At 31.0% G+C, this 21,722-nt stretch carries 12 protein-coding genes, 7 tRNA genes, 3 rRNA genes and 1 pseudogene; 8 read left to right on the top strand and 15 right to left on the bottom strand.

Annotation, left to right across the window (positions count from 1 at the left end; translation table 11 throughout):
• The first annotated feature begins 157 nt into the window (after positions 1–157).
• On the top strand, positions 158–1,555 hold the full coding sequence (gene asnS, locus TREMTM_RS00270; protein WP_083172273.1) for an asparagine--tRNA ligase: 1,398 nt from the start codon (positions 158–160) through the stop codon (positions 1,553–1,555).
• Positions 1,556–1,564: 9 nt separating this feature from the next.
• Here the strand turns inward: asnS and rrf are convergent.
• From rrf to rluD, 7 genes are all read right to left on the bottom strand, one after another.
• Positions 1,565–1,680 (bottom strand): 5S ribosomal RNA (gene rrf / locus TREMTM_RS00265).
• 32 nt (positions 1,681–1,712) lie between these two features.
• Positions 1,713–4,634, bottom strand: a 23S ribosomal RNA gene (locus TREMTM_RS00260).
• A gap of 51 nt (positions 4,635–4,685) precedes the next feature.
• Positions 4,686–4,761: transfer RNA gene (locus tag TREMTM_RS00255), tRNA-Ala, on the bottom strand.
• 39 nt (positions 4,762–4,800) lie between these two features.
• Positions 4,801–4,877: transfer RNA gene (locus TREMTM_RS00250), tRNA-Ile, on the bottom strand.
• 70 nt (positions 4,878–4,947) lie between these two features.
• Positions 4,948–6,497: ribosomal RNA gene (locus TREMTM_RS00245) — 16S ribosomal RNA — on the bottom strand.
• The 16S, 23S and 5S rRNA genes sit together here with 2 tRNA genes alongside, the layout of an rRNA operon.
• Positions 6,498–6,845: 348 nt before the next feature.
• A complete protein-coding gene (gene clpB, locus TREMTM_RS00240; RefSeq protein ID WP_083172272.1) occupies positions 6,846–9,422 on the bottom strand; it encodes an ATP-dependent chaperone ClpB in 2,577 nt (858 codons plus the stop codon).
• Positions 9,423–9,456: 34 nt separating this feature from the next.
• Complete coding sequence (gene rluD / locus TREMTM_RS00235; protein ID WP_083172270.1) at positions 9,457–10,407, bottom strand: 23S rRNA pseudouridine(1911/1915/1917) synthase RluD; 951 nt, start codon at positions 10,405–10,407, stop codon at positions 9,457–9,459.
• A gap of 75 nt (positions 10,408–10,482) precedes the next feature.
• Here rluD and bamD point away from each other — a divergent pair, with 75 nt between their 5' ends.
• Positions 10,483–11,193: an outer membrane protein assembly factor BamD gene (bamD, locus tag TREMTM_RS00230; protein ID WP_083172268.1), complete on the top strand. Its 711-nt coding sequence runs from the start codon at positions 10,483–10,485 to the stop codon at positions 11,191–11,193.
• Positions 11,194–11,342: 149 nt separating this feature from the next.
• Here the strand turns inward: bamD and TREMTM_RS00225 are convergent.
• Both TREMTM_RS00225 and gltX read right to left on the bottom strand, forming a co-directional pair.
• Positions 11,343–11,416, bottom strand: a tRNA-Ala gene (locus TREMTM_RS00225).
• Positions 11,417–11,466: 50 nt separating this feature from the next.
• A complete protein-coding gene (gene gltX, locus TREMTM_RS00220; RefSeq protein WP_083172266.1) occupies positions 11,467–12,891 on the bottom strand; it encodes a glutamate--tRNA ligase in 1,425 nt (474 codons plus the stop codon).
• 137 nt (positions 12,892–13,028) lie between these two features.
• Here gltX and TREMTM_RS00215 point away from each other — a divergent pair.
• Together TREMTM_RS00215 and TREMTM_RS00210 are read left to right on the top strand one after the other, a co-directional pair.
• Positions 13,029–13,101: transfer RNA gene (locus tag TREMTM_RS00215), tRNA-Val, on the top strand.
• An 8-nt stretch (positions 13,102–13,109) separates the two neighbouring features.
• Positions 13,110–13,182 (top strand) — tRNA-Lys (locus TREMTM_RS00210).
• 97 nt (positions 13,183–13,279) lie between these two features.
• Here TREMTM_RS00210 and rnhA read toward each other — a convergent pair.
• Complete coding sequence (rnhA, locus tag TREMTM_RS00205; RefSeq protein WP_083172265.1) at positions 13,280–13,789, bottom strand: ribonuclease HI; 510 nt, start codon at positions 13,787–13,789, stop codon at positions 13,280–13,282.
• A 54-nt stretch (positions 13,790–13,843) separates the two neighbouring features.
• Here rnhA and dnaQ point away from each other — a divergent pair, with 54 nt between their 5' ends.
• On the top strand, positions 13,844–14,587 hold the full coding sequence (gene dnaQ / locus TREMTM_RS00200) for a DNA polymerase III subunit epsilon (RefSeq protein WP_083172263.1): 744 nt from the start codon (positions 13,844–13,846) through the stop codon (positions 14,585–14,587).
• 97 nt (positions 14,588–14,684) lie between these two features.
• A tRNA-Asp gene (locus TREMTM_RS00195) sits at positions 14,685–14,760 on the top strand.
• A 156-nt stretch (positions 14,761–14,916) separates the two neighbouring features.
• Here TREMTM_RS00195 and cydB read toward each other — a convergent pair.
• The 4 genes and pseudogenes from cydB to sucC form a co-directional block, all read right to left on the bottom strand.
• The gene (cydB, locus tag TREMTM_RS00190) at positions 14,917–16,020 is read right to left on the bottom strand and encodes a cytochrome d ubiquinol oxidase subunit II (RefSeq protein ID WP_083172261.1); all 1,104 of its coding nucleotides are present in this window, start codon (positions 16,018–16,020) and stop codon (positions 14,917–14,919) included.
• Between the two features lie 23 nt (positions 16,021–16,043).
• Positions 16,044–17,569 (bottom strand): annotated as a pseudogene (locus TREMTM_RS00185) (cytochrome ubiquinol oxidase subunit I).
• Positions 17,570–17,640: 71 nt separating this feature from the next.
• Entirely contained in the window at positions 17,641–18,534 is an 894-nt protein-coding gene (sucD, locus tag TREMTM_RS00180; RefSeq protein ID WP_083172260.1) for a succinate--CoA ligase subunit alpha, read from the bottom strand.
• The gene (gene sucC, locus TREMTM_RS00175; RefSeq protein WP_083172624.1) at positions 18,534–19,691 is read right to left on the bottom strand and encodes an ADP-forming succinate--CoA ligase subunit beta; all 1,158 of its coding nucleotides are present in this window, start codon (positions 19,689–19,691) and stop codon (positions 18,534–18,536) included. Before sucC ends, sucD begins: the two co-directional genes overlap by 1 nt.
• Before the next feature lie 266 nt (positions 19,692–19,957).
• On the opposite strand from sucC, the gene aroK reads away from it, so the two are divergent.
• On the top strand, positions 19,958–20,473 hold the full coding sequence (gene aroK / locus TREMTM_RS00170; RefSeq protein ID WP_083172258.1) for a shikimate kinase AroK: 516 nt from the start codon (positions 19,958–19,960) through the stop codon (positions 20,471–20,473).
• A gap of 131 nt (positions 20,474–20,604) precedes the next feature.
• Positions 20,605–21,600, top strand: coding sequence for a tryptophan--tRNA ligase (gene trpS, locus TREMTM_RS00165; protein ID WP_083172256.1), 996 nt, complete (start codon positions 20,605–20,607; stop codon positions 21,598–21,600).
• 31 nt (positions 21,601–21,631) lie between these two features.
• On the opposite strand, the gene TREMTM_RS00160 is transcribed toward trpS, so the two are convergent.
• Positions 21,632–21,707: transfer RNA gene (locus tag TREMTM_RS00160), tRNA-Phe, on the bottom strand.
• Between the last annotated feature and the right edge of the window lie 15 nt (positions 21,708–21,722).

Below are 21,722 nucleotides of genomic sequence, written 5' to 3'. Positions count from 1 at the left end.
AGTAATATCAGATTTTATCTAGAAAACTATGTGGTAAGGAAAGTGGTAAGGAAAAACATAGTTTTGGAAGCTGATGTCAGCTTCGTATTCGTAAAAAAATATAATTTACACTTTATACTGAACATAAAGCAATATTTAATTTTAAAGAGAAAATTTTGTGATTCTATCTATAGTAGAAGTACTTCAATGTCGTGTAATTGAAAATAGTACAGTTACTGTCCATGGTTGGGTACGTACTAGAAGAGATTCAAAAACAGGAATATCATTCCTTGCAATATATGATGGTTCCTGTTTTAATTCTTTACAGATTGTAATTAATAATACTCTGCCTAATTATAATAATGAAATTAGGCGCTTAACTACTGGTTGCTCTGTTTCCATAACAGGAAAAGTAGTAAAATCTTTAAGTATCGGTCATAATTACGAAATTAAAGCTTCTAAAATTGAAGTAATAGGCTGGATAGATAATCCAAATACTTATCCTATTGCTGCTAAAAAACATAGTTTAGAGTATTTGCGTGAAGTATCCCATCTTAGATCACGGACTAATATAATGGGTGCTGTAATAAGAATAAGACACACTATAGCGCAAGCTATTCATCGTTTTATGAACGAAAATGGTTTTTTATGGGTATCAACACCATTAATTACTGCTTCTAATACTGAAGGTGCTGGAGAAATGTTTCGCGTTTCTACTTTAGATCTAGAAAATTTACCTCGTTCACATAACGGTAAAGTTAATTATGATAAAGATTTCTTTGGAAAAGAAGCATTTTTAACAGTTTCAGGACAATTAAATGGAGAAAGTTATGCATGTGCTATGTCCAAAATATATACTTTCGGTCCAATATTTAGAGCTGAAAATTCTAATACTAGCCGCCATCTTGCTGAATTTTGGATGGTAGAACCAGAAATAGCATTTGCTACTTTAACTGATATATCTGTATTAGCAGAATCCATGCTTAAGTATTTATTTAAAACAGTATTAATAGAAAGTTACGATGATATTCAATTTTTTACAAAATTTTTTAATAAAGAAGTTAAAAATAGCATAATAAAAATTATTAATACAGATTTTGCACAAATAGATTACACTGAAGCAATAAGTATTTTACAAAAAAATAGTAAAAATTTTAAAAATACAGTTTTTTGGGGTATGGATTTATCTTCAGAATATGAACGTTTTTTAGCAGAAAAATACTTTCAAGCTCCAGTAATTGTAAAAAATTATCCTAAAAACATAAAAGCATTCTACATGCGTATAAATGATGATGAAAAAACTGTTGCTGCAATGGATATACTTGTACCTGGAATGGGTGAAATAATTGGTGGCTCTCAACGTGAAGAACGTTTAGATCGTTTAGATGCTCGTTTAACTGAAATGGGACTCAATAAAGAAAATTATTGGTGGTATCGCGATTTACGTCGATATGGAACTGTTCCTCATTCTGGTTTTGGATTAGGTTTAGAAAGATTAATAGCTTATATTACAGGAATACAAAATATTCGTGATGTAATACCTTTTCCAAGAACTACAAAAAATATTTCTTTTTAATTTAATATTGCCTGGCAGCTCCCTACTCTCACATGGGGAGACCCCACACTACCATCGGCACTACAGCGTTTCACTTCTGAGTTCGGTATGGAATCAGGTGGTTCCACTGCGCTAGTACTACCAGGCAAAATAAATCTCAAATAAATAGCTCAGGTGTTAGGTTAAGTTCTCACGGGAAATTAGTATCGGTTAGCTCAACGCTTTACAACGCTTACACATCCGACCTATCAACGTCATCGTCTTTAACGTCCCTTAAGGAGGCTTAAAGCCTCGGGAAGACTTATCTTGAGTTAAGCTTCCCGCTTAAATGCTTTCAGCGGTTATCTTTTCCGTACATAGCTACCGGGCAATGCCATTGGCATGACAACCCGAATACCAGCGGTGCGTCCACTCCGGTCCTCTCGTACTAGGAGCAGTTTCTCTCAATCTTCCAACGCCCACGGCAGATAGGGACCGAACTGTCTCACGACGTTCTAAACCCAGCTCGCGTACCACTTTAAATGGCGAACAGCCATACCCTTGGGACCTACTTCAGCCCCAGGATGTGATGAGCCGACATCGAGGTGCCAAACACCGCCGTCGATATGAACTCTTGGGCGGTATTAGCCTGTTATCCCCGGAGTACCTTTTATTCGTTGAGCGATGGCCCTTCCATACAGAACCACCGGATCACTAAGACCTGCTTTCGCATCTGCTCGAGTTGTCACTCTCACAGTTAAGCTAGCTTATGCCTTTGCACTAACCTTACGATTTCCAACCGTAATTAGCTAACCTTTGTGCTCCTCCGTTACTCTTTAGGAGGAGACCGCCCCAGTCAAACTACCCACCAGACACTGTCTTAAATCCGGATTACGGATCAAAATTAGAATATTAAACATTAAAGGGTGGTATTTCAATGTCGGCTCCATGTATACTGACGTACACACTTCAAAGCCTCCCACCTATTCTACACATTAAAATTCAACATTCAATGTCAAGCTATAGTAAAGGTTCACGGGGTCTTTCCGTCTTGCCGCGGGTACACCGCATCTTCACGGCAAATTCAATTTCACTGAGTCTCAGGTGGAGACAGTCTGGCTATCATTACGCCATTCGTGCAGGTCGGAACTTACCCGACAAGGAATTTCGCTACCTTAGGACCGTTATAGTTACGGCCGCCGTTTACCGGGGCTTCGATCAAGAGCTTTTCAAAATAAAGATAACCCTATCAATTAACCTTCCGGCACCGGGCAGGCGTCACACCGTATACGTCCACTTTCGTGTTTGCACAGTGCTGTGTTTTTAATAAACAGTTGTAGCCAGCTGGTATCTTCGACTGACTTCAGCTCAGAATGTAAAATTCTCCACTGATATGTCAGCGTGCCTTCTCCCAAAGTTACGGCACCATTTTGCCTAGTTCCTTCACCTGAGTTCTCTCAAGCGCCTAAGTATTCTCTACCTGACCACCTGTGTCGGTTTATGGTACGATTTAATATAACCTTTAGTTTAGAGGCTTTTCTTGGAAGCATAGCATTAATTCCTTCATCACCTTAGTGATTCGTTATCACGCCTTAGTGTTAATAAGAAATAGCGGATTTACCTACTATTTCCACCTTTACGTTTGAACCGAGACAACCGTCCCCCGGAGAATCTAGCTTTCTTCGTCCCCCCTTCACAGTTATACTAAGTACAGGAATATTAACCTGTTTTCCATCGACTACGCCTTTCGGCCTCATCTTAGGAGCCGACTAACCCTGCTCCGATTAACGTTGAACAGGAACCCTTAGTCTTTCGGCGAGCAGGTTTTTCACCTGCTTTATCGTTACTTATGTCAGCATTCGCACTTCTGATACCTCCAATATACCTTACAGTATATCTTCATAGGCTTACAGAACGCTCCCCTACCCAACCATAATTATAATAATTATTGTTGCCGCAGCTTCGGTGTATAATTTAGCCCCGTTACATCTTTCGCGCAGATTGACTCTACTAGTGAGCTATTACGCTTTCTTTAAATGATTGCTGCTTCTAAGCCAACATCCTAGCTGTCTATGCCTTCCCACATCGTTTCCCACTTAACTATAACTTAGGGACCTTAGCTGGCGGTCTGGGTTGTTTCCCTCTTCACGACGGATGTTAGCACTCGCCGTGTGTCTCCCATGATATTATTCTATAGTATTCGAAGTTTGCATCGGGTTGGTAATCCAGTATAGACCCCTAGCACGAAACAGTGCTCTACCCCCATAGATAAATTCACGAGGCGCTACCTAAATAGCTTTCGGGGAGAACCAGCTATCTCCCGGTTTGATTGGCCTTTCACCCCTAACCACAAGTCATCCGCTAATTTTTCAACATTAGTCAGTTCGGTCTTCCAGTTAGTATTACCTAACTTTCAACCTGCTCATGGCTAGATCACCGGGTTTCGGGTCTATATCCTGCAACTTAACGCCCAGTTAAGACTCGGTTTCCCTACGGCTCCCTTATACAGTTAACCTTGCTACAGAATATAAGTCGCTGACCCATTATACAAAAGGTACGCAGTTACATTTAATAAAATGCTCCTACTGCTTGTACGTACACGGTTTCAGGTTCTATTTCACTCCCCTAACCGGGGTTCTTTTCACCTTTCCCTCACGGTACTAGTTCACTATCGGTCAGTCAGTAGTATTTAGCCTTGGAGGATGGTCCCCCCATTTTCAGACAGGATATCACGTGTCCCATCCTAATCATCAAGCTCACAATATATATATTTTCAGATACGGGACTATCACCCTATATTGTTGGATTTTCCAAACCATTTTCTTAATACATAAATTGATAATGGCTATGGGCTCTTCCCCTTTCGCTCGCCACTACTTAGGGAATCTCAATTGATTTCTTTTCCTTAAGGTACTTAGATGTTTCAGTTCCCTTAGTTTGCTTTGTCAAAATATAGATTCATTTGACAATGATGTAATTTTATTACATCAGGTTTCCCCATTCGGATATTGCCGGTTAATAACATTTTATATCAATTTACCGACACTTTTCGCAGATTTACACGTCCTTCTTCGCCTCTGACTGCCAAGGCATTCACCGTGTACGCTTAATACACTTAACCTTACAACCCTGAACTATCTTTTTATCTTATAAAAGAACACTAAAAAACATATGGTGGAGCTAAGCGGGATTGAACCGCTGACCTCCTGCGTGCAAAGCAGGCGCTCTCCCAGCTGAGCTATAGCCCCATTTTTAAAAAAATTGTAAATTTTAAATAATTTTAAAATTGGTAGGCCTGAGTGGACTTGAACCACCGACCTCACCCTTATCAGGGGTGCGCTCTAACCATCTGAGCTACAAGCCTATTATATAGGTTTGCTCATTATTATATCAAACAATCTGATATGAACAAATTAACAACAATATTTTTATGTTAAGGAGGTGATCCAACCACAGGTTCCCCTACGGTTACCTTGTTACGACTTCACCCCAGTCATGAACCACAAAGTGGTAAGCGCCCTCCATTTTAGGTTAAGCTACTTACTTCTTTTGCAACCCACTCCCATGGTGTGACGGGCGGTGTGTACAAGGCCCGAGAACGTATTCACCGTGGCATTCTGATCCACGATTACTAGCGATTCCGACTTTATGGAGTCGAGTTGCAGACTCCAATCCGAACTACGACATATTTTATGAGGTCCGCTAACTCTTACAAGATCGCTTCTCTTTGTATATGCCATTGTAGCACGTGTGTAGCCCTACTCGTAAGGGCCATGATGACTTGACGTCATCCCTACCTTCCTCCGGTTTATCACCGGCAGTCTCATTTGAGTTCCCGACCTAATCGCTGGCAACAAATGATAAGGGTTGCGCTCGTTGCGGGACTTAACCCAACATTTCACAACACGAGCTGACGACAGCCATGCAGCACCTGTCTCAGAGTTCCCAAAGGCACCTTAACTTCTCTGTTAAGTACTCTGGATGTCAAGAGTAGGTAAGGTTTTTCGCGTTGCATCGAATTAAACCACATGCTCCACCGCTTGTGCGGGCCCCCGTCAATTCATTTGAGTTTCAACCTTGCGGCCGTACTCCCCAGGCGGTCGATTTAACGCGTTAGCTACGAAAACTATAGTTTTAAACTACAACCTTCAAATCGACATAGTTTACAGCATGGACTACCAGGGTATCTAATCCTGTTTGCTCCCCATGCTTTCGTACCTGAGCGTCAGTTTTCGTCCAGGGGGTCGCCTTCGCCACTGGTATTCTTTCAGATATCTACGCATTTCACCGCTACACCTGAAATTCTACCCCCCTCTACGAGACTCTAGTCTATCAGTTTCAAATGCAGTTCCTAGGTTAAGCCTAGGGATTTCACAACTGACTTAATAAACCACCTACGTACTCTTTACGCCCAGTAATTCCGATTAACGCTTGCACCCTCCGTATTACCGCGGCTGCTGGCACGGAGTTAGCCGGTGCTTCTTTTGTAGATAACGTCAAATTATAATCTTATTAAGATTATAATTTTCTTCTCTACTGAAAGTGCTTTACAACCCAAAGGCCTTCTTCACACACGCGGCATAGCTGCATCAGGGTTTCCCCCATTGTGCAATATTCCCCACTGCTGCCTCCCGTAGGAGTCTGGACCGTGTCTCAGTTCCAGTGTGGCTGTTTATCCTCTCAGACCAGCTAGAGATCGTAGCCTAGGTGAGCCATTACCTCACCTACTAGCTAATCCCATCTAGGTTCATCCAATGGTGTGAGGCCTACTAATAAGGTCCCCCACTTTGGTCTTACGACTTTATGCGGTATTAGCTATCGTTTCCAATAGTTATCCCCCTCCATTGGGCAGATCCCTAGACATTACTCACCCGTCCGCCGCTCGCCAGCAAAAAAGCTAAGCTTCTTTCTGTTGCCGCTCGACTTGCATGTGTTAGGCCTGCCGCAAGCGTTCAATCTGAGCCATGATCAAACTCTTCAATTTAAATTGAATACTTAAAAATTAAAAATTTTACTCATATAAATTAAGTTTTTTTATTTTAATTTTAAGAATTAATGTTTTATAAAAAAATTGCTAATGTTCACACAGATTGTCTGATCTTTTGTTAAAGAACGCAAATAAAAAATAAAATAATTTAATATAAAATATATTATCTTTTTTAAATAGTCAAGCTTTTACCTATTTATTACTAAATAGTAATTCAATGTAATTAATTTCTATACTTTAGTAAAAAATAATTATCAAAACTAAAAATAGTAAATTAATACAAAAATTAATTATTAATGATTTTATCATCTAAATCTAGAAATAAGTTAATTTATGTTAAATAGCTTATTGATTAATAATAAGATGATTATCTTTTACATCTAAAATTATTGATTTATTCGGTAATAAATTTTCAGATAAAATTTTTTGAGATAATGGATTTTCTATTTCTTGTTTTATAATTCTTTTTAAAGGACGTGCTCCATAAATAGGATCAAAACTAGATTTACATAAAAAATTTAATACTCTATCATTTATACTACTTAGTCTATAACCTTTTGATTCTAAACGTTGATATAAATTTTTCAGTTGAATTTGTGCAATTTTTATTAGATGATCATTATTAAGTGGATGAAATACTACAATATCATCTATACGATTAATAAATTCTGGACGAAAGTGATGGCTAACTATATTTAGTACTATTTTTTTTATTTCAAAATAATTAATTTTATTAAAACGATCTTGAATTATATCTGATCCTAAATTAGACGTCAGAATAACTATAGTATTACGAAAATCTACTGTACGACCCTTACAATCAGTTAAACGACCATCATCTAATAATTGTAATAAAATATTAAATACATCAGAATGAGCTTTTTCAATCTCATCTAATAAAATAACAGAATAAGGACGACGTTTAACTGCTTCAGTTAAAAATCCTCCTTCTTCATAACCAATATAACCTGGAGGAGCACCTACTAATTTAGATACTGAATGTTTTTCCATAAATTCAGACATATCAATACGAATAATTGCACTATCACTATCAAATAAGAACATAGCTAATGTTTTACACAATTCTGTTTTTCCTACTCCAGTAGGTCCTAAAAACATAAAAGAACCTATTGGTCTATTAGGATCTGCTAAACCTGTACGACTTCTACGAATTGCATTTGCAACTGCTTCTACTGCTTCATTTTGACCAATAATTTTTTGATGTAAATTATGCTCTATATGTAGTATTTTTTCTCTTTCAGTTTCTAACATTTTTGATACAGGAATTCCTGTCCATCTAGCTAATACTTCAGCGATTTCAATATCAGTTACACGATTACGTAATAATCGTAAAGATTTATTTACAGATTGCGAAATAGTTACAATTTTTTTTTCTATTTCAGGAATTTTTCCATACTGTAATTCAGACATTAATGCTAAATCACCAACACGTTTTGCCTGTTCAATTAAAATTTTTGCTTTTTCTAATTCTTTTTTTAAATTTTGATTCTTTAATAAAGAATTTTTTTCTGATTTCCATTCTTCTTCAAGTTCCGAAAAATCTTTTTCTTTTTGATTTAATTCATCATTAATAATTTTTAATCTTTTTATACTTGATTCATCTGATTCTTTCTTTAGAGCTTGTTGTTCTAATTTTAATTGAATTATTCTTCGTTCTAATCTATCCAGATCTTCTGGTTTAGAATCTATTTGTATACGAATACTAGATGCAGCTTCATCTATAAGATCAATTGCTTTATCTGGCAATTTCCTATCTGCTATATATCGATGAGATAGAGTTGCTGCGGCAACTATAGCAGGATCTGTTATTTGTACATGATGATGTAATTCATAACGCTCTTTTAATCCACGCAAAATAGCAATTGTATCTTCGATATTTGGTTCAAAAACAAAAATTTTTTGAAAACGACGTTCTAACGCAGCGTCTTTTTCAATAAATTTACGGTATTCGTCAAGTGTAGTAGCTCCTACACAATGAAGTTCACCTCTTGCAAGTGCTGGTTTTAACATATTACTAGCATCCATTGCACCATCATTGTTACCTGTACCTACCATAGTATGTAATTCATCTATAAAAAGAATAATATTTACTTCATTCTTTGAAAGATCATTTAATAATGATTTTAATCTTTCTTCAAATTCACCACGATATTTAGCACCAGCTATTAATAATCCTATATCAAGAGATAAAACTCTATTTTTTTTTAAACCTTCAGGTACTTCACCATTAACAATACGCTGTGCTAATCCCTCAATAATAGCAGTTTTACCTACACCTGGTTCACCAATTAAAACTGGATTATTTTTAGTACGACGTTGAAGTACTTGAATAGTGCGTCTTATCTCTTCATCACGACCAATAACAGGATCTAATTTTCCTTTTTCAGCATATTCAGTTAAATCAATAGTAAATTTTTTTAATACTTTGCTGTAATCTTCTGTATTTTTATTTTTTACAAATTCTCCATTGATTATTTTTTCAATTGCTTTAGTAATTGTTGTCGTTGTAACACCAGCTGATTTTAAAATGTCTTTTAAAATGCCATTAACTTCTAATGAAGCTAAAACGAAAATTTTTGAAGAAATAAAATTTTCCTCATATTTTTGAGCGATTTTATCGCATAAATTAAATATACGAATTAAATCTTGTGAAAGCTGTACATTACCACTAATTTCATTTTTTCGTGGAAGATGTTCACAAGCATGCTCAATCGAGTTAATAAATGATACTATATTAACATCAGCAAATTGAAGTAATGAATATACATTATCATTTTTATTTTTTAATAAAGCTAACATAACATGTATAGGTTCAATAAATTCATTTTTTCTTTCAAGAGAAAGATATTGAGCCTCTGCAAGAGCAAGTTGAAATTTATTAGTAAAACGATCTAAATGCATATTTTATTATTTTATCCTCAATAAGCTATATAAATTATATGCTTTTATTTAATGAATCTTCTCTTAATGCTATTATTAAATTTAACATATCTTGTGGTAAAGATATATTCCATTTCATTTTAATTGATGTTATAGGATGATAAAAACCTAAAGAAACAGCATGTAATGCTTGTCTGTTAAAATATTGTAATAGATTATTAATCTTTTCAGAAGAAATTTTGGAAATTTTTTCCTTTTTGCTATAAAGCGGATCTCCTAACAAAGGATAATTAATATAAGCCATATGAACACGAATTTGGTGAGTACGTCCAGTATCTAGACGTAAACGTAAATGTGTGTGAGCTCTAAAACGTTCTATAATACGATAATGAGTTATTGCTTTCTTTCCATTTGAGCAAACTATCATTTGCATTCTATTAGAATAATGTCGAGCAATAGGTTGATTAACAGTACCTCCTGATATAATATTACCTATAGTAATAGCTTCATATTCTCTGATAATATTTCGCATTTTAAAAAAATTGACTAAACGGATATATGCTAAAATTGTTTTAGCTATAACCATTAAACCAGTAGTATTTTTGTCTAAACGATGGACAATTCCAGCACGAGGAACCTTTACAATAGGAGGAAAATAATATAACAAAGCATTTAGGATGGTATTTTCACTATTTCCTGCACCAGGATGGACTACTAAATTAGCTTTTTTATTAATAACTAATATATATTCATCTTCATAAACAATATTCAATGGTATATTTTGTGATTTACATATTTCTTTTTTTATTATCTGTATTTCAACATTTTCATTACCATATATTTTTTCTTTAGGTATTAATTTAACTTTATCATTTAACCTTACTAAACCTTTAAGAATAAATTTTTTTATTTGTGATCTTGAATAACTAGAAAATAATTCAGCTAAAGCTTGATCTAAACGTTTACCTAATTGTGATTTTTTCAAAATTCCAGTAATTATTACCATAATTTATTAATTTTAATAATTGAAATAAAACTTTTTTAAAATCTTTTTTAAAAAAAAGAGATAAATAAAATTTAAATGCAAATAAAATATATAACATTAGCTTATAGTATAGGACTATTATTAATAGGTTGTTTAAATCAAGATTGTTTAAATCATAAAAATATTTTAATAAAAAATAATCCATCAGATATTTATCTATATGCACAACAAAAATTATATAATGGTAATTGTAATAATGATACTTTAATAGCTATTAAAAATTTTAAATTTTTAAAAAATTATAATTTAATTACATCTTATGCACAACAAATCCAATTAAATTTAATTTATGCTTACTATAAATTAACTAGTTTTTCTTTTGCACAATCATCTATTAATAATTTTTTACTATTTAATTCTAATCATCCTAATATTGATTATGTAATTTATATGCAAGGATTAATTAATATGGCACGAGATAGCAATAATCTATTACAAGGATTATTTGGTATAAATAGTAATACTAATACTAAATATGTGCGTACAGCATTACTTAATTTTATACAACTAATTAATACTTATCCTAATAGCCAATATTCAGATAATATTAAATATATAATTTATCTTAAAAATAGTATAGCTGATTATGAACTTTCTATAATAAAATATTACTATAAATGTGAATCTTATATTGCAGTAAATAAACGTGTTGAGAAAATGCTACGTAATTTTGAAAATACTAAAGCGATTAAAAAAGCTTTATTTTTTTATGAAAAATCTTATGAAAAATTATATTTAAATTATTAAATTTTAATTTTTAAAAATAGCACTTAAAAGATAAAATATAAAATTTATAAAATTTAATTTTAATACATTTTATAATTATAAAAATTACCTTGTATTTAAGTTATTATATTTTATATTTAATTTTTTTAAAATTTACTAAAATATTTTATTGGAGCTAAGCGGAATCGAACCGCTAACCACTTGCATGCCATGCAAGTACTCTACCTAATTGAGCTATAGCCCCTATTTTATAAAAAAATTTATTATTTAAAAAATTATTTAAATAATTTAAAATTAATATTTAGTAAATTCTTTAGAAGAATGGCAATTAATAAAATTTAATGCTTGCTCAATATGAGCTAAAGACCGTAATTTTCCTAATGTATATATAGTAATATTAATAGCAGGAGAACTACTAATTCCAGTTACTGCAACCCTTAATTGCATACAAATGTTTTCCATACTAATTTTTAATTCATCAGCTGTTTTTTTAATTATTAAGTTTAATGAATCTGGTGTCCATTCATTAAGTGAAATTAATTTTTGGCGCATTTTATGTAACGTTTGTGTAGCAGAACATAAATATTTTTTAGCTATATTTTTATCAAATTCGATAAAATCGTTATAAAAATAACAACAATTAGCTGCCATTTCTTTAAGAGTCTTGCAACGTTTACTTAAAATTTTTACTAAATCTATTAATAAAGGACCATTTTTAGTATCAATTCCTTGATTATTCAAATGCCAAATTAAATTATTAGCAATATATTCAGCAGGTAATTTATTTATGTAATATTGATTAAACCAAAGTAATTTTTTAATGTCGAATATACTAGCAGATTTATTTATAGCTTTAATATTAAATTTTTTTTTCATTTCTTCTATACTAAAAATTTCCTGATCACCATAGGACCATCCTAAACGGATAAGGTAATTTATTAATGCTTCTGGCAAAAAACCATCATCACGATACTGCATAATACCTACTGCACCGTGACGTTTAGAAAGTTTTTTACCATCATTACCCAATATCATTGATACATGAGCATAATATGGTACTGGTGCCCCAATTGCCTTTAAAATATTTATTTGACGTGGTGTATTATTTATATGATCTTCACCACGAATAACGTGAGTAATTTTCATATCAAAATCATCAACTACTACACAAAAATTATAAGTATATGATCCATCAGTACGACGAATAATTAAATCATCCATTTCTTTATTTTTAAATTCAATAGAACCTCGTATAAGATCATTAAAAACTATTGATCCTGTTTGTGGATTGCTAAATCTTACTACATAAGGTTCATCATTAGTATGATGTTCATAGTTATTTTTACAAAATCCATCATATTTAGGTTTTTTTCCCTGAGCTATCTGTAATTTACGTAAGTTTCTTAAACGTTCTTTAGAACAATAGCACTTATATGCAATTTTTTTATGAAGCATATCATTAATAATCATATTATATCTATTTAAACGTTTAGTTTGAAAATAAGGACCTTCATCCCAGCTTAAATTGAGCCAATTCATGCTTTCTATGATAGCTTCAATAGCTAGTTTTGTTGATCTTTCTGAATCAGAATCTTCTACACGTAGTACAAATTTACCTTTTTTTTTACATGCAAATAACCAAGAATATAAAGCAGTACGTACACTACCAATATGTAAATAACCTGTAGGACTAGGAGCAAAACGTGTTTTAATTTTCATATAATATTTTTATATAAATAAAATAGTAAAAATAAATTAATAATAAAATAAAGTTCTTAATAAATTTAATTTAATTTTAAATTATACAAAAATTTATTGACTTATTCTAGTTGTTCTTTACGATAATAAAATTATTAGGGTGATTAGCTCAGTTGGAAGAGCACCTCCCTTACAAGGAGGGGGTCGGCGGTTCGATACCGTCATCACCCATAATTAGAGGGTCGTTAGCTCAGTTGGTAGAGCAGTTGACTTTTAATCAATTGGTCACAGGTTCGAGTCCTGTACGACCCATAATATTCAAAATTAATTTAATGTAGTACTAAATACTGATCAAAAATTTTAAACTAGGTTTAATCAAGATTTGTAAATTTTTTTAGTATTACAATACTTAATCTGATAAATATATATTTGTAGAAGATTCTATACAATAGCCAATATCATCCTCTAAATATGGATAATTTGCAGCAATACGCGCTATTTTATTACATTGTTCATTTTTAAAATTACCTGAATGTCCTTTTACCCAATTCCAACGTAAATTATGAGGTTTAATAGCTGCATCTAGCCTTTTCCATAAATCAACGTTTTTAACTGGTTTATTGTCATAAGTTTTCCAATAGCGTTTTTTCCAATTATTAACCCATTCAGTAATTCCTTTACGAAGATATTGACTATCAGTAATGATTACTACTTTACATTTTTCTGTTAAAGATTCTAGTGCAATAATAGCAGCCATTAACTCCATTCTGTTATTAGTAGTTAATCGATAACCAGCACTAAAAGTTTTTTCATAATTTTTATAAAATAGCTTTTTATAATAAAGTATAGCACAATAGCCGCCAGGACCAGGATTACCTAGACACGAACCATCAGTAAAAATTTCAATTTGTTGGCACATATATTATGATAATTTATATTATCTGTTAATAATTTTATGACATAAACAAACATTATGAATACTAATATTTTGCGACAAATTAGTCTAGATATAGAAACTACTGGTATGAAAAAATTTGGTCTTCCTTATAAAGGACATCGAATTATCGAAATTGGAGCAATAGAAATTATAAATCGTAAAATAACAGGAAAATACTTTCACTCATATTTAAAACCCAACCGTACTATTGATAACGAAGCTTTCAATTTACATGGTATTAGTAATAAATTTCTTAATGATAAACCTATTTTTGCAGAAATAGCAGAAGACTTTTTAAATTTTATTTATGATAGTGAATTAATTATTCATAACGCATTCTTCGATATTGGTTTTATAGATTATGAATTTAATATGTTAAATTGTGGTATGAATAATATTCACACATTTTGCAAAATAACAGATAGTTTGTTACTAGCCAGAAAAATTTTTCCTGGAAAACGTAATAATTTAGATGCTTTATGCGATCGTTATTTAATAGATAACAGTAAACGTACTAATCACAGTGCTTTAATTGATGCAAAAATTTTAGCAGAAATTTTTTTATTGATGACTAGTGGTCAAACAGTAATGGAATTTCTTAAAGAAGAAGAACAAGAAAAATATGAATCAGAAAAAAATATGCAAATACAAAAAATGCGTCATTCAAAAATGATGATGAAAATTATTTATGCTAATAATGAAGAAATTTTAGCTCATGAACAACTATTAGATATAATACAAAAAAAAAGTGGTAGTTGTTTATGGAGAACAAGATTTTAAAAATCTACTTATTAAAAGTAAAGTATTAAATTTATTTAATAAAGTATTGACGTTAACTAATCATAACTTTATTATATATTTCATATTATGAAATTATGGTGCGGTAGTTCAGTAGGTAGAATACCGGCCTGTCACGCTGGGGGTCGCGGGTTCGAGTCCCGTCCGCACCGCCAAATATTGAAACCATATTTTATAAAATTTTTTCTGAATAGAAAATTTTTTCTTAATTATTTGATATTAAATTAAGTTTATATAAAAAAACAGTAATAATACTAATACCACATTTAAAAAATTAATAATACAAAAAAATTGTATGTTGGGAACATATTTTAAAAATTAAACATTTTATAATAACACCAAATAGTATAACTAAGTACAATGGGTAATAGTATTATTACTATAATAAACATTAATTTTAATGTATTTAAACTTGAAGTAGCATCCCACATAGTTAAACTAACATTAGGCATCGTAATTGATGGTATAATAAAAGGAAATATAGTTATGCCTATAGTTGATATTATACAGGCTATAGTAAAAGAAGAAGAAATAAAAGCAAATACACTTATTTTTATATAACTATAAATAATAGTAAAAAAAGGCAGTAACAATCCTAATAATGGAAATATTAATAATATTGGATAGTTCCAGTAATTTACCATCCAAGCTCCAGCATGATATTTTACTTCTTTATGTAAAGGATTAGACTGTGCCGATTGATCAATAATTGAAGTAATAGTAAAACCATCAATACTTTTAATAAATAAAATAATAGCTAGAAAAAACATTATTATTGTTATTAATGCTGTTAATTTAGTTATATTACGCATTTTTACCTGTAAATTACTATTACTACTAGTGCGCATTTGAATATAAGTACTACCTTGGGTTAAAAACATCGCTATAATAATAGTGCTTAATAATAAACTAAATGGATTTAAAAGCTGAAAAAAATTACCTGTATAATATAAACGCATATACATGTCTATATAAAATGGTATTCCTTGCAATAAATTACCAAATATAATTCCCATAACTATAGGTGAAATAAAACTACCAATAAATATTCCCCAATAACATAAATTGCGCCAGCGCAAATTATCTATTTTTGATAGAAATTCAAAACTTATTGGACGAAAAAATAAAGATACTAACAATAATATTATAGCTATATAAAATCCAGAAAATATTATAGCGTATACTATAGGCCAAACAGCAAATAAAGCTCCAATAGTAGTTATTAACCAAACTTGATTACCATCCCAATGTGGAGCAATAGTATTAATCATTATTTTTCTCTCGATATCACTATAACAAGAAAAGCGCATTAATATACCAACGCCCATATCAAATCCTTCAGTTATAGTAAATATTATAATAAATAAACCTATTAATACCCACCAAATAAAACGTAAAAATTCATAATTAAACATTATTAAAATAATAATTATTAAAACTAATTAGTATTTTTTAGGCTACTAGGTCCTAAACTTACAAATTTAAACATAAGATATATTTCAGCTATTAAAAATAAAGTATATATAATACCAATTAGTACTATAGATAGAAAAACTTCACTAGTAGTAAGTATTGAATGTGCTACCGCAGTAGGTAATATTTCATTTATAATCCATGGTTGACGACCATATTCAGCAATAAACCAACCAGATTCTATAGCAATCCATGGTAAAGGAATACTATATAACATAATATAATGTAACCAACGATATTGACCTATACAATTATATAGCATAGTATAAAAACATAAAATAATTAGCAATAGCATTAGTAATCCACTGCATATCATTATTCTAAAAGAAAAATAAAGTGGTGCTACATATGGAATAGAATCTTTAGTTGCTTTACGTATATAATCTTCACTAGAGTTAGTAATATTATCAGTATAGCGATTAAGTAGTAATCCATAACCTAAATCATGTTTAGCTTTATTAAATTCTTTATATACAGCAATATCTGCATTACCAGAACGCAACTGTTGCAATAAGCTATATGCTTTTACTCCATTCCGTATACGGATCTCATGTTGTGTCATTAAGTCTTTAAGACCTATTATTTGACGATCAGTGGAACGAGTAACTGCAATACCTAAAAAATAAGGAATACGTATAGTAAAATTATTAATTTGTTTTTTTTGGTCTGGTAAGCTGAATAATGTAAAAGATGCTGGTGCAGACTCCGTCTTCCATACTGCTTCAATAGCTGCTAGCTTAGTTTTTTGTACTTCTCCTATTTTATAACCAGATGCGTCACCTAAAAAAATAACTGACAACACTGCTATTATTCCAAAAGAAGTAGCAATAGCAAAAGATCTTTGTGCAAAAAAAAATCGCGTTTTTTTAATATATAATAAGAGCTAATACCCAATATAAACATTGCACCAGTACAGTAACTTGCAGTTATAGTATGTAAAAATTTTATCTGAGATACTGGATTTAAAAATAAATCAATAAAACTAACTATTTCCATACGCATAGTTTCGTAATTTAAATAGGCTGCTATAGGATTTTGCATCCATCCGTTAGCAATCAAAATCCATAATGCTGATAGATTAGAACCCAGTGCTACTAACCAAGTAACAACCATATGCTGAATTTTTCCAAGTTTATTCCAACCCAAAAGTAATAAACCAATAAAAGTAGATTCAAGAAAAAAGGCCATCAATCCTTCAATAGCTAATGGTATACCAAATATATCGCCAATATAGTGAGAAAAATATGACCAGTTAGTTCCAAATTGGAACTCCAAAATAATACCTGTAGCAATACCAAATGCAAAATTAATAGCAAATAAATGACTCCAAAATTTAGTCATATATTTATATATTTTTTTACCAGATAATACATAAACTGTTTCCATTATAGCTATTAAAAAGGCCATACCAAGTGTTAAAGGTACAAAAAGAAAGTGATACATCGCTGTTATCGCAAATTGTAACCTTGATAGTTCAATAACATCAAACATAATAAATCCTTTTTTCAGAAAAAAATTATATAATCTGAAATTATGTTCAAGGATTAATAGTTAGAATTTATCTAACTAATATCAGTTTTTTTATAAAAAATACTTTTTAAAAATTTACCTATATCAGCAATATTACGTACAATCTTGACTCCTGCAGATTCTAATTCTTTAAATTTTGCGTTTGCTGTACCTTTAGAGCCAGCAATAATAGCTCCAGCATGGCCCATATGTTTTCCTTTAGGAGCTGTAACACCAGCAATATAGCTAATAACCTGTTTATTAATTTTATGCTTCTTAATATAAGCAGCAGCCTCTTCTTCTGCACTACCTCCTATTTCACCTATCATCAATATTGCTTTTGTTTGTTGATCTTTTTCAAAAAGTTTTAATATATCAATAAAATTTGATCCAGAAATTGGATCTCCACCTATACCTACGCAAGTAGATTGTCCCAAACCAGCATCAGTAATTTGCTTTACAGCTTCATAGGTTAATGTTCCAGAACGAGAAATAATACCTATTAATCCAGACTTATGAATATTCTCTGGCATAATGCCAATTTTACATTCTCCAGGTGTAATTATTCCTGGAGAATTTGGTCCAATCATACGTATCTTATTATTTCGTTCTAATTTTGCTTTCACTATTAGCATATCTAATGTAGGAATACCTTCAGTAATACAAATAATTAAATTGATACCAGCATCAATTGCTTCTAAAATAGAATCTTTACAAAATGGTGCAGGAACATAAATAACAGATGTTGTAGCGCAAGTTTTATCAACTGCTTCTTGTACAGTATTAAATACTGGTAAACCAAGATGTTTAGTTCCTCCTTTATTTGGAGTAACACCACCTACTATTTTAGTTCCATAAGCTAGTGCATTTTTAGAATGAAAAGTACCTTGGTTACCAGTAAATCCTTGACAGATAACTTTTGTATTTTTATTAATTAAAATCGACATTATTTATCCTTTACTGCAGCAATAACTTGTTTAACAGCATCAATTAAATTATTAGTTACAATAATGTTTAACATACTTTTAGCTAATATTTTATTACCTTGTTTGGCATTATTACCTTCTAATCGAACTACAACAGGAATATTAATGCTGATTTTAGATATAGCATTGATTATACCATCAGCAATTAAATCACAACGAACAATACCACCAAAAATATTAATTAATATTGCTTTAACATTTTTATTTGATAAAATTAGCTGAAAATATTCAGTTACACGTTCTTTAGTTGCTCCACCTCCAATATCAAGAAAATTAGCTGGTTTTCCACCATATAATTTTACAATATCCATTGTTCCCATTGCTAATCCAGCACCATTTACCATACATCCAATATTACCATCTAAAACTAAATAGTTTAACTGTCTATGATGTGCTTCACATTTATCTTGCTGATTGTTCTTATTATATATATTACGAAATTTTGACTGACGGAATAAGGCATTACTGTCAATACTAAGTTTACTATCAAGACATATAAGATCATTGTTGTTATTAATAACAAGCGGGTTAATTTCTACTAGTTCTAGATCTCTTTCTAAAAATAAAGTAGCTAATCCTATAAAAATTTTAACAAATTGACTAATTTGTTTACCAAATAATCCCAATTTAAATGCTAGTTGGCGAGCCTGATAAGGATGTGGACCAGTTAAATTATCTAGTGTAATTTTATGAATTAGATGTGGATTTTTTTCTGCTATTTTTTCAATTTCAATACCTCCTTCTATTGAAGCTATAAATATTATACTACAGATACTACGATCTATAATTAATCCTAAATATAACTCTTTAGTTATAAAAGTTGCTTTTTCTACTAAAATATGATTTACCTGTTGACCTAGAGCATCTGTTTGGGAAGTAATTAGGCGATTACCAAACCAATGTTTGGCAAATAATCGTAGTTCTTCTTTAGATTTTATTATTTTAATGCCTCCAGCTTTACCACGACCTCCTGCATATACTTGACATTTTGCAATCCAAGGTTCAATTCCTAAAGATAATTTTTCTACTTCACTAAGTGAACTACAAATATAACCTGTTGGGATAGGTAATCCATATTTAGCAAATAGCTGTTTTGATTGATATTCATATAAATTCATGATATTATTTATTTTTCCTAGAAAATTTAAATGTTTTAGCATAAAAATAAAATACTAATCTAATTTTAGATAAAATTAATTTTTTGTTAAAAAAACATTTAAATGATTTGTTACATTAGCTAATTAATTTTATATTAATATAAATTAATATGAAATCAATTAACTTAACCTTAAACAAAAAATATGAAATTAGTAATTTTATTTAATTTCAGTTTTAATTTCAGTTATTTATTAACAGCTTAAGATCAAAAGCTTAAGATCAAAATATGGCAGAAAAACGCAATATATTTTTAATTGGACCTATAGGTGCTGGTAAAAGCACTATTGGACGTCAGTTAGCTGAACAGTTAAATATAGAATTTTTTGATTCTGATAAAGAAATTGAACGACGTACTGGCGCTGATTTAAGTTGGGTATTTGATGTAGAAGGTGAAAATGGTTTTCGCTATCGAGAAGAAAAAATTATTAATGAACTTACAAAAAAACAAGGAATAGTTTTAGCTACCGGAGGTGGTTCTGTAAAATCTTGTGAAATAAGTAACCTATTAGCTTCTCGTGGAATTGTTATTTATCTAAAAACAACTATTGAAAAACAATTAGATCGTACATCTCTTGATAAAAGACGTCCTTTGTTACAAGGAAAAACTAATCAACGTGATATTTTTACAGTACTAGCTAAAGAAAGAAATCCTCTATATGAAAAAATAGCAGATATTACTATATGTACCGATAAAAAAAGCACTAAGATTGTTATTAACAAAATTATTAATATACTTAAATAATTTTAATTATACTTAAATAATTTTAATTATAAACCTCACCATACCACCAGACAAGTAAATAGACAAGTAAATACAGACCAATAAATAAAAAGTGTTGTTAAAATATTTATTTTTCAGGATATTTAAATAAAATGAGTAAACCTATTGTTTTTAGCGGCGCACAGCCATCAGGAGAACTAACTATCGGAAACTATATAGGGGCAATAAGTAAATGGGTAAGTATGCAGAATGATTATAATTGTATTTATTGTATCGTTGACCTACATGCTATAACTAACCGTCATAATATTCAACATTTACATAAAACAACACTTGATCTTACCGCTATGTATCTTGCATGTGGTATAGATCCATTTAAAAGTATTATTTTTATACAGTCGCATATACCTGAGCATAGCCAAATGAATTGGCTACTTAATTGCTATACATATTTAGGAGAACTTAGCAGAATGACTCAATTTAAAGATAAATATGCTCATTCTGCTAAAAATATAAATGCTGGACTATTTAATTATCCAGTACTAATGGCTGCAGATATTTTACTATATCAAACTAGTAAAGTACCAATCGGAGAAGATCAAAAACAGCATTTAGAATTAAGTCGTAATATTGCTAAACGATTTAATGCTTTGTATGGTGACATTTTTACTATTCCTGAACCTTTTATTTCTGAAAGAAATGTACGGGTAATGTCTTTATTAAATCCAAAGAAGAAAATGTCAAAATCAGATATAAATAAAAAAAATATTATTTCTCTTATAGAAGAACCTAAATCTATAGTTAATAAATTAAAATGTGCGGTAACAGATTCTGATTATCCACCAATAATACGTTACGATCCTGTAAATAAACCAGGAGTTTCTAATTTACTAAATATTCTGTCTAGTGTAACTGACACTCCAATAGCTAAATTAGAGCAAAATTTCAACGGAAAAATGTATGGATATTTAAAATATGTAGTTACCGATGCATTGTTAGAAATGCTAACTTCATTACAGAGTCGTTATTATTCTTTACGTGCTGATGAAAATTATCTAAAAGAAATTTTACGAGAAGGAGCAAAAAAAGCTAAAATTAAAGCAAACTTAACCTTATACAAGAGCTATAAAGCTGTTGGTTTTATATAATTTAATTATTTTATAATAAAATAAATTTTAATGGTGCCCGAACTTGGAATTGAACCAAGGACACGGGGATCTTCAGTCCCCTGCTCTACCAACTGAGCTATCCGGGCAATATTTGTAATATT

The organism is secondary endosymbiont of Trabutina mannipara, from assembly GCF_900090215.1.
Classification (GTDB): domain Bacteria; phylum Pseudomonadota; class Gammaproteobacteria; order Enterobacterales; family Enterobacteriaceae; genus Mikella.
This window is presented reverse-complemented; position numbering and strand designations above follow the sequence as displayed.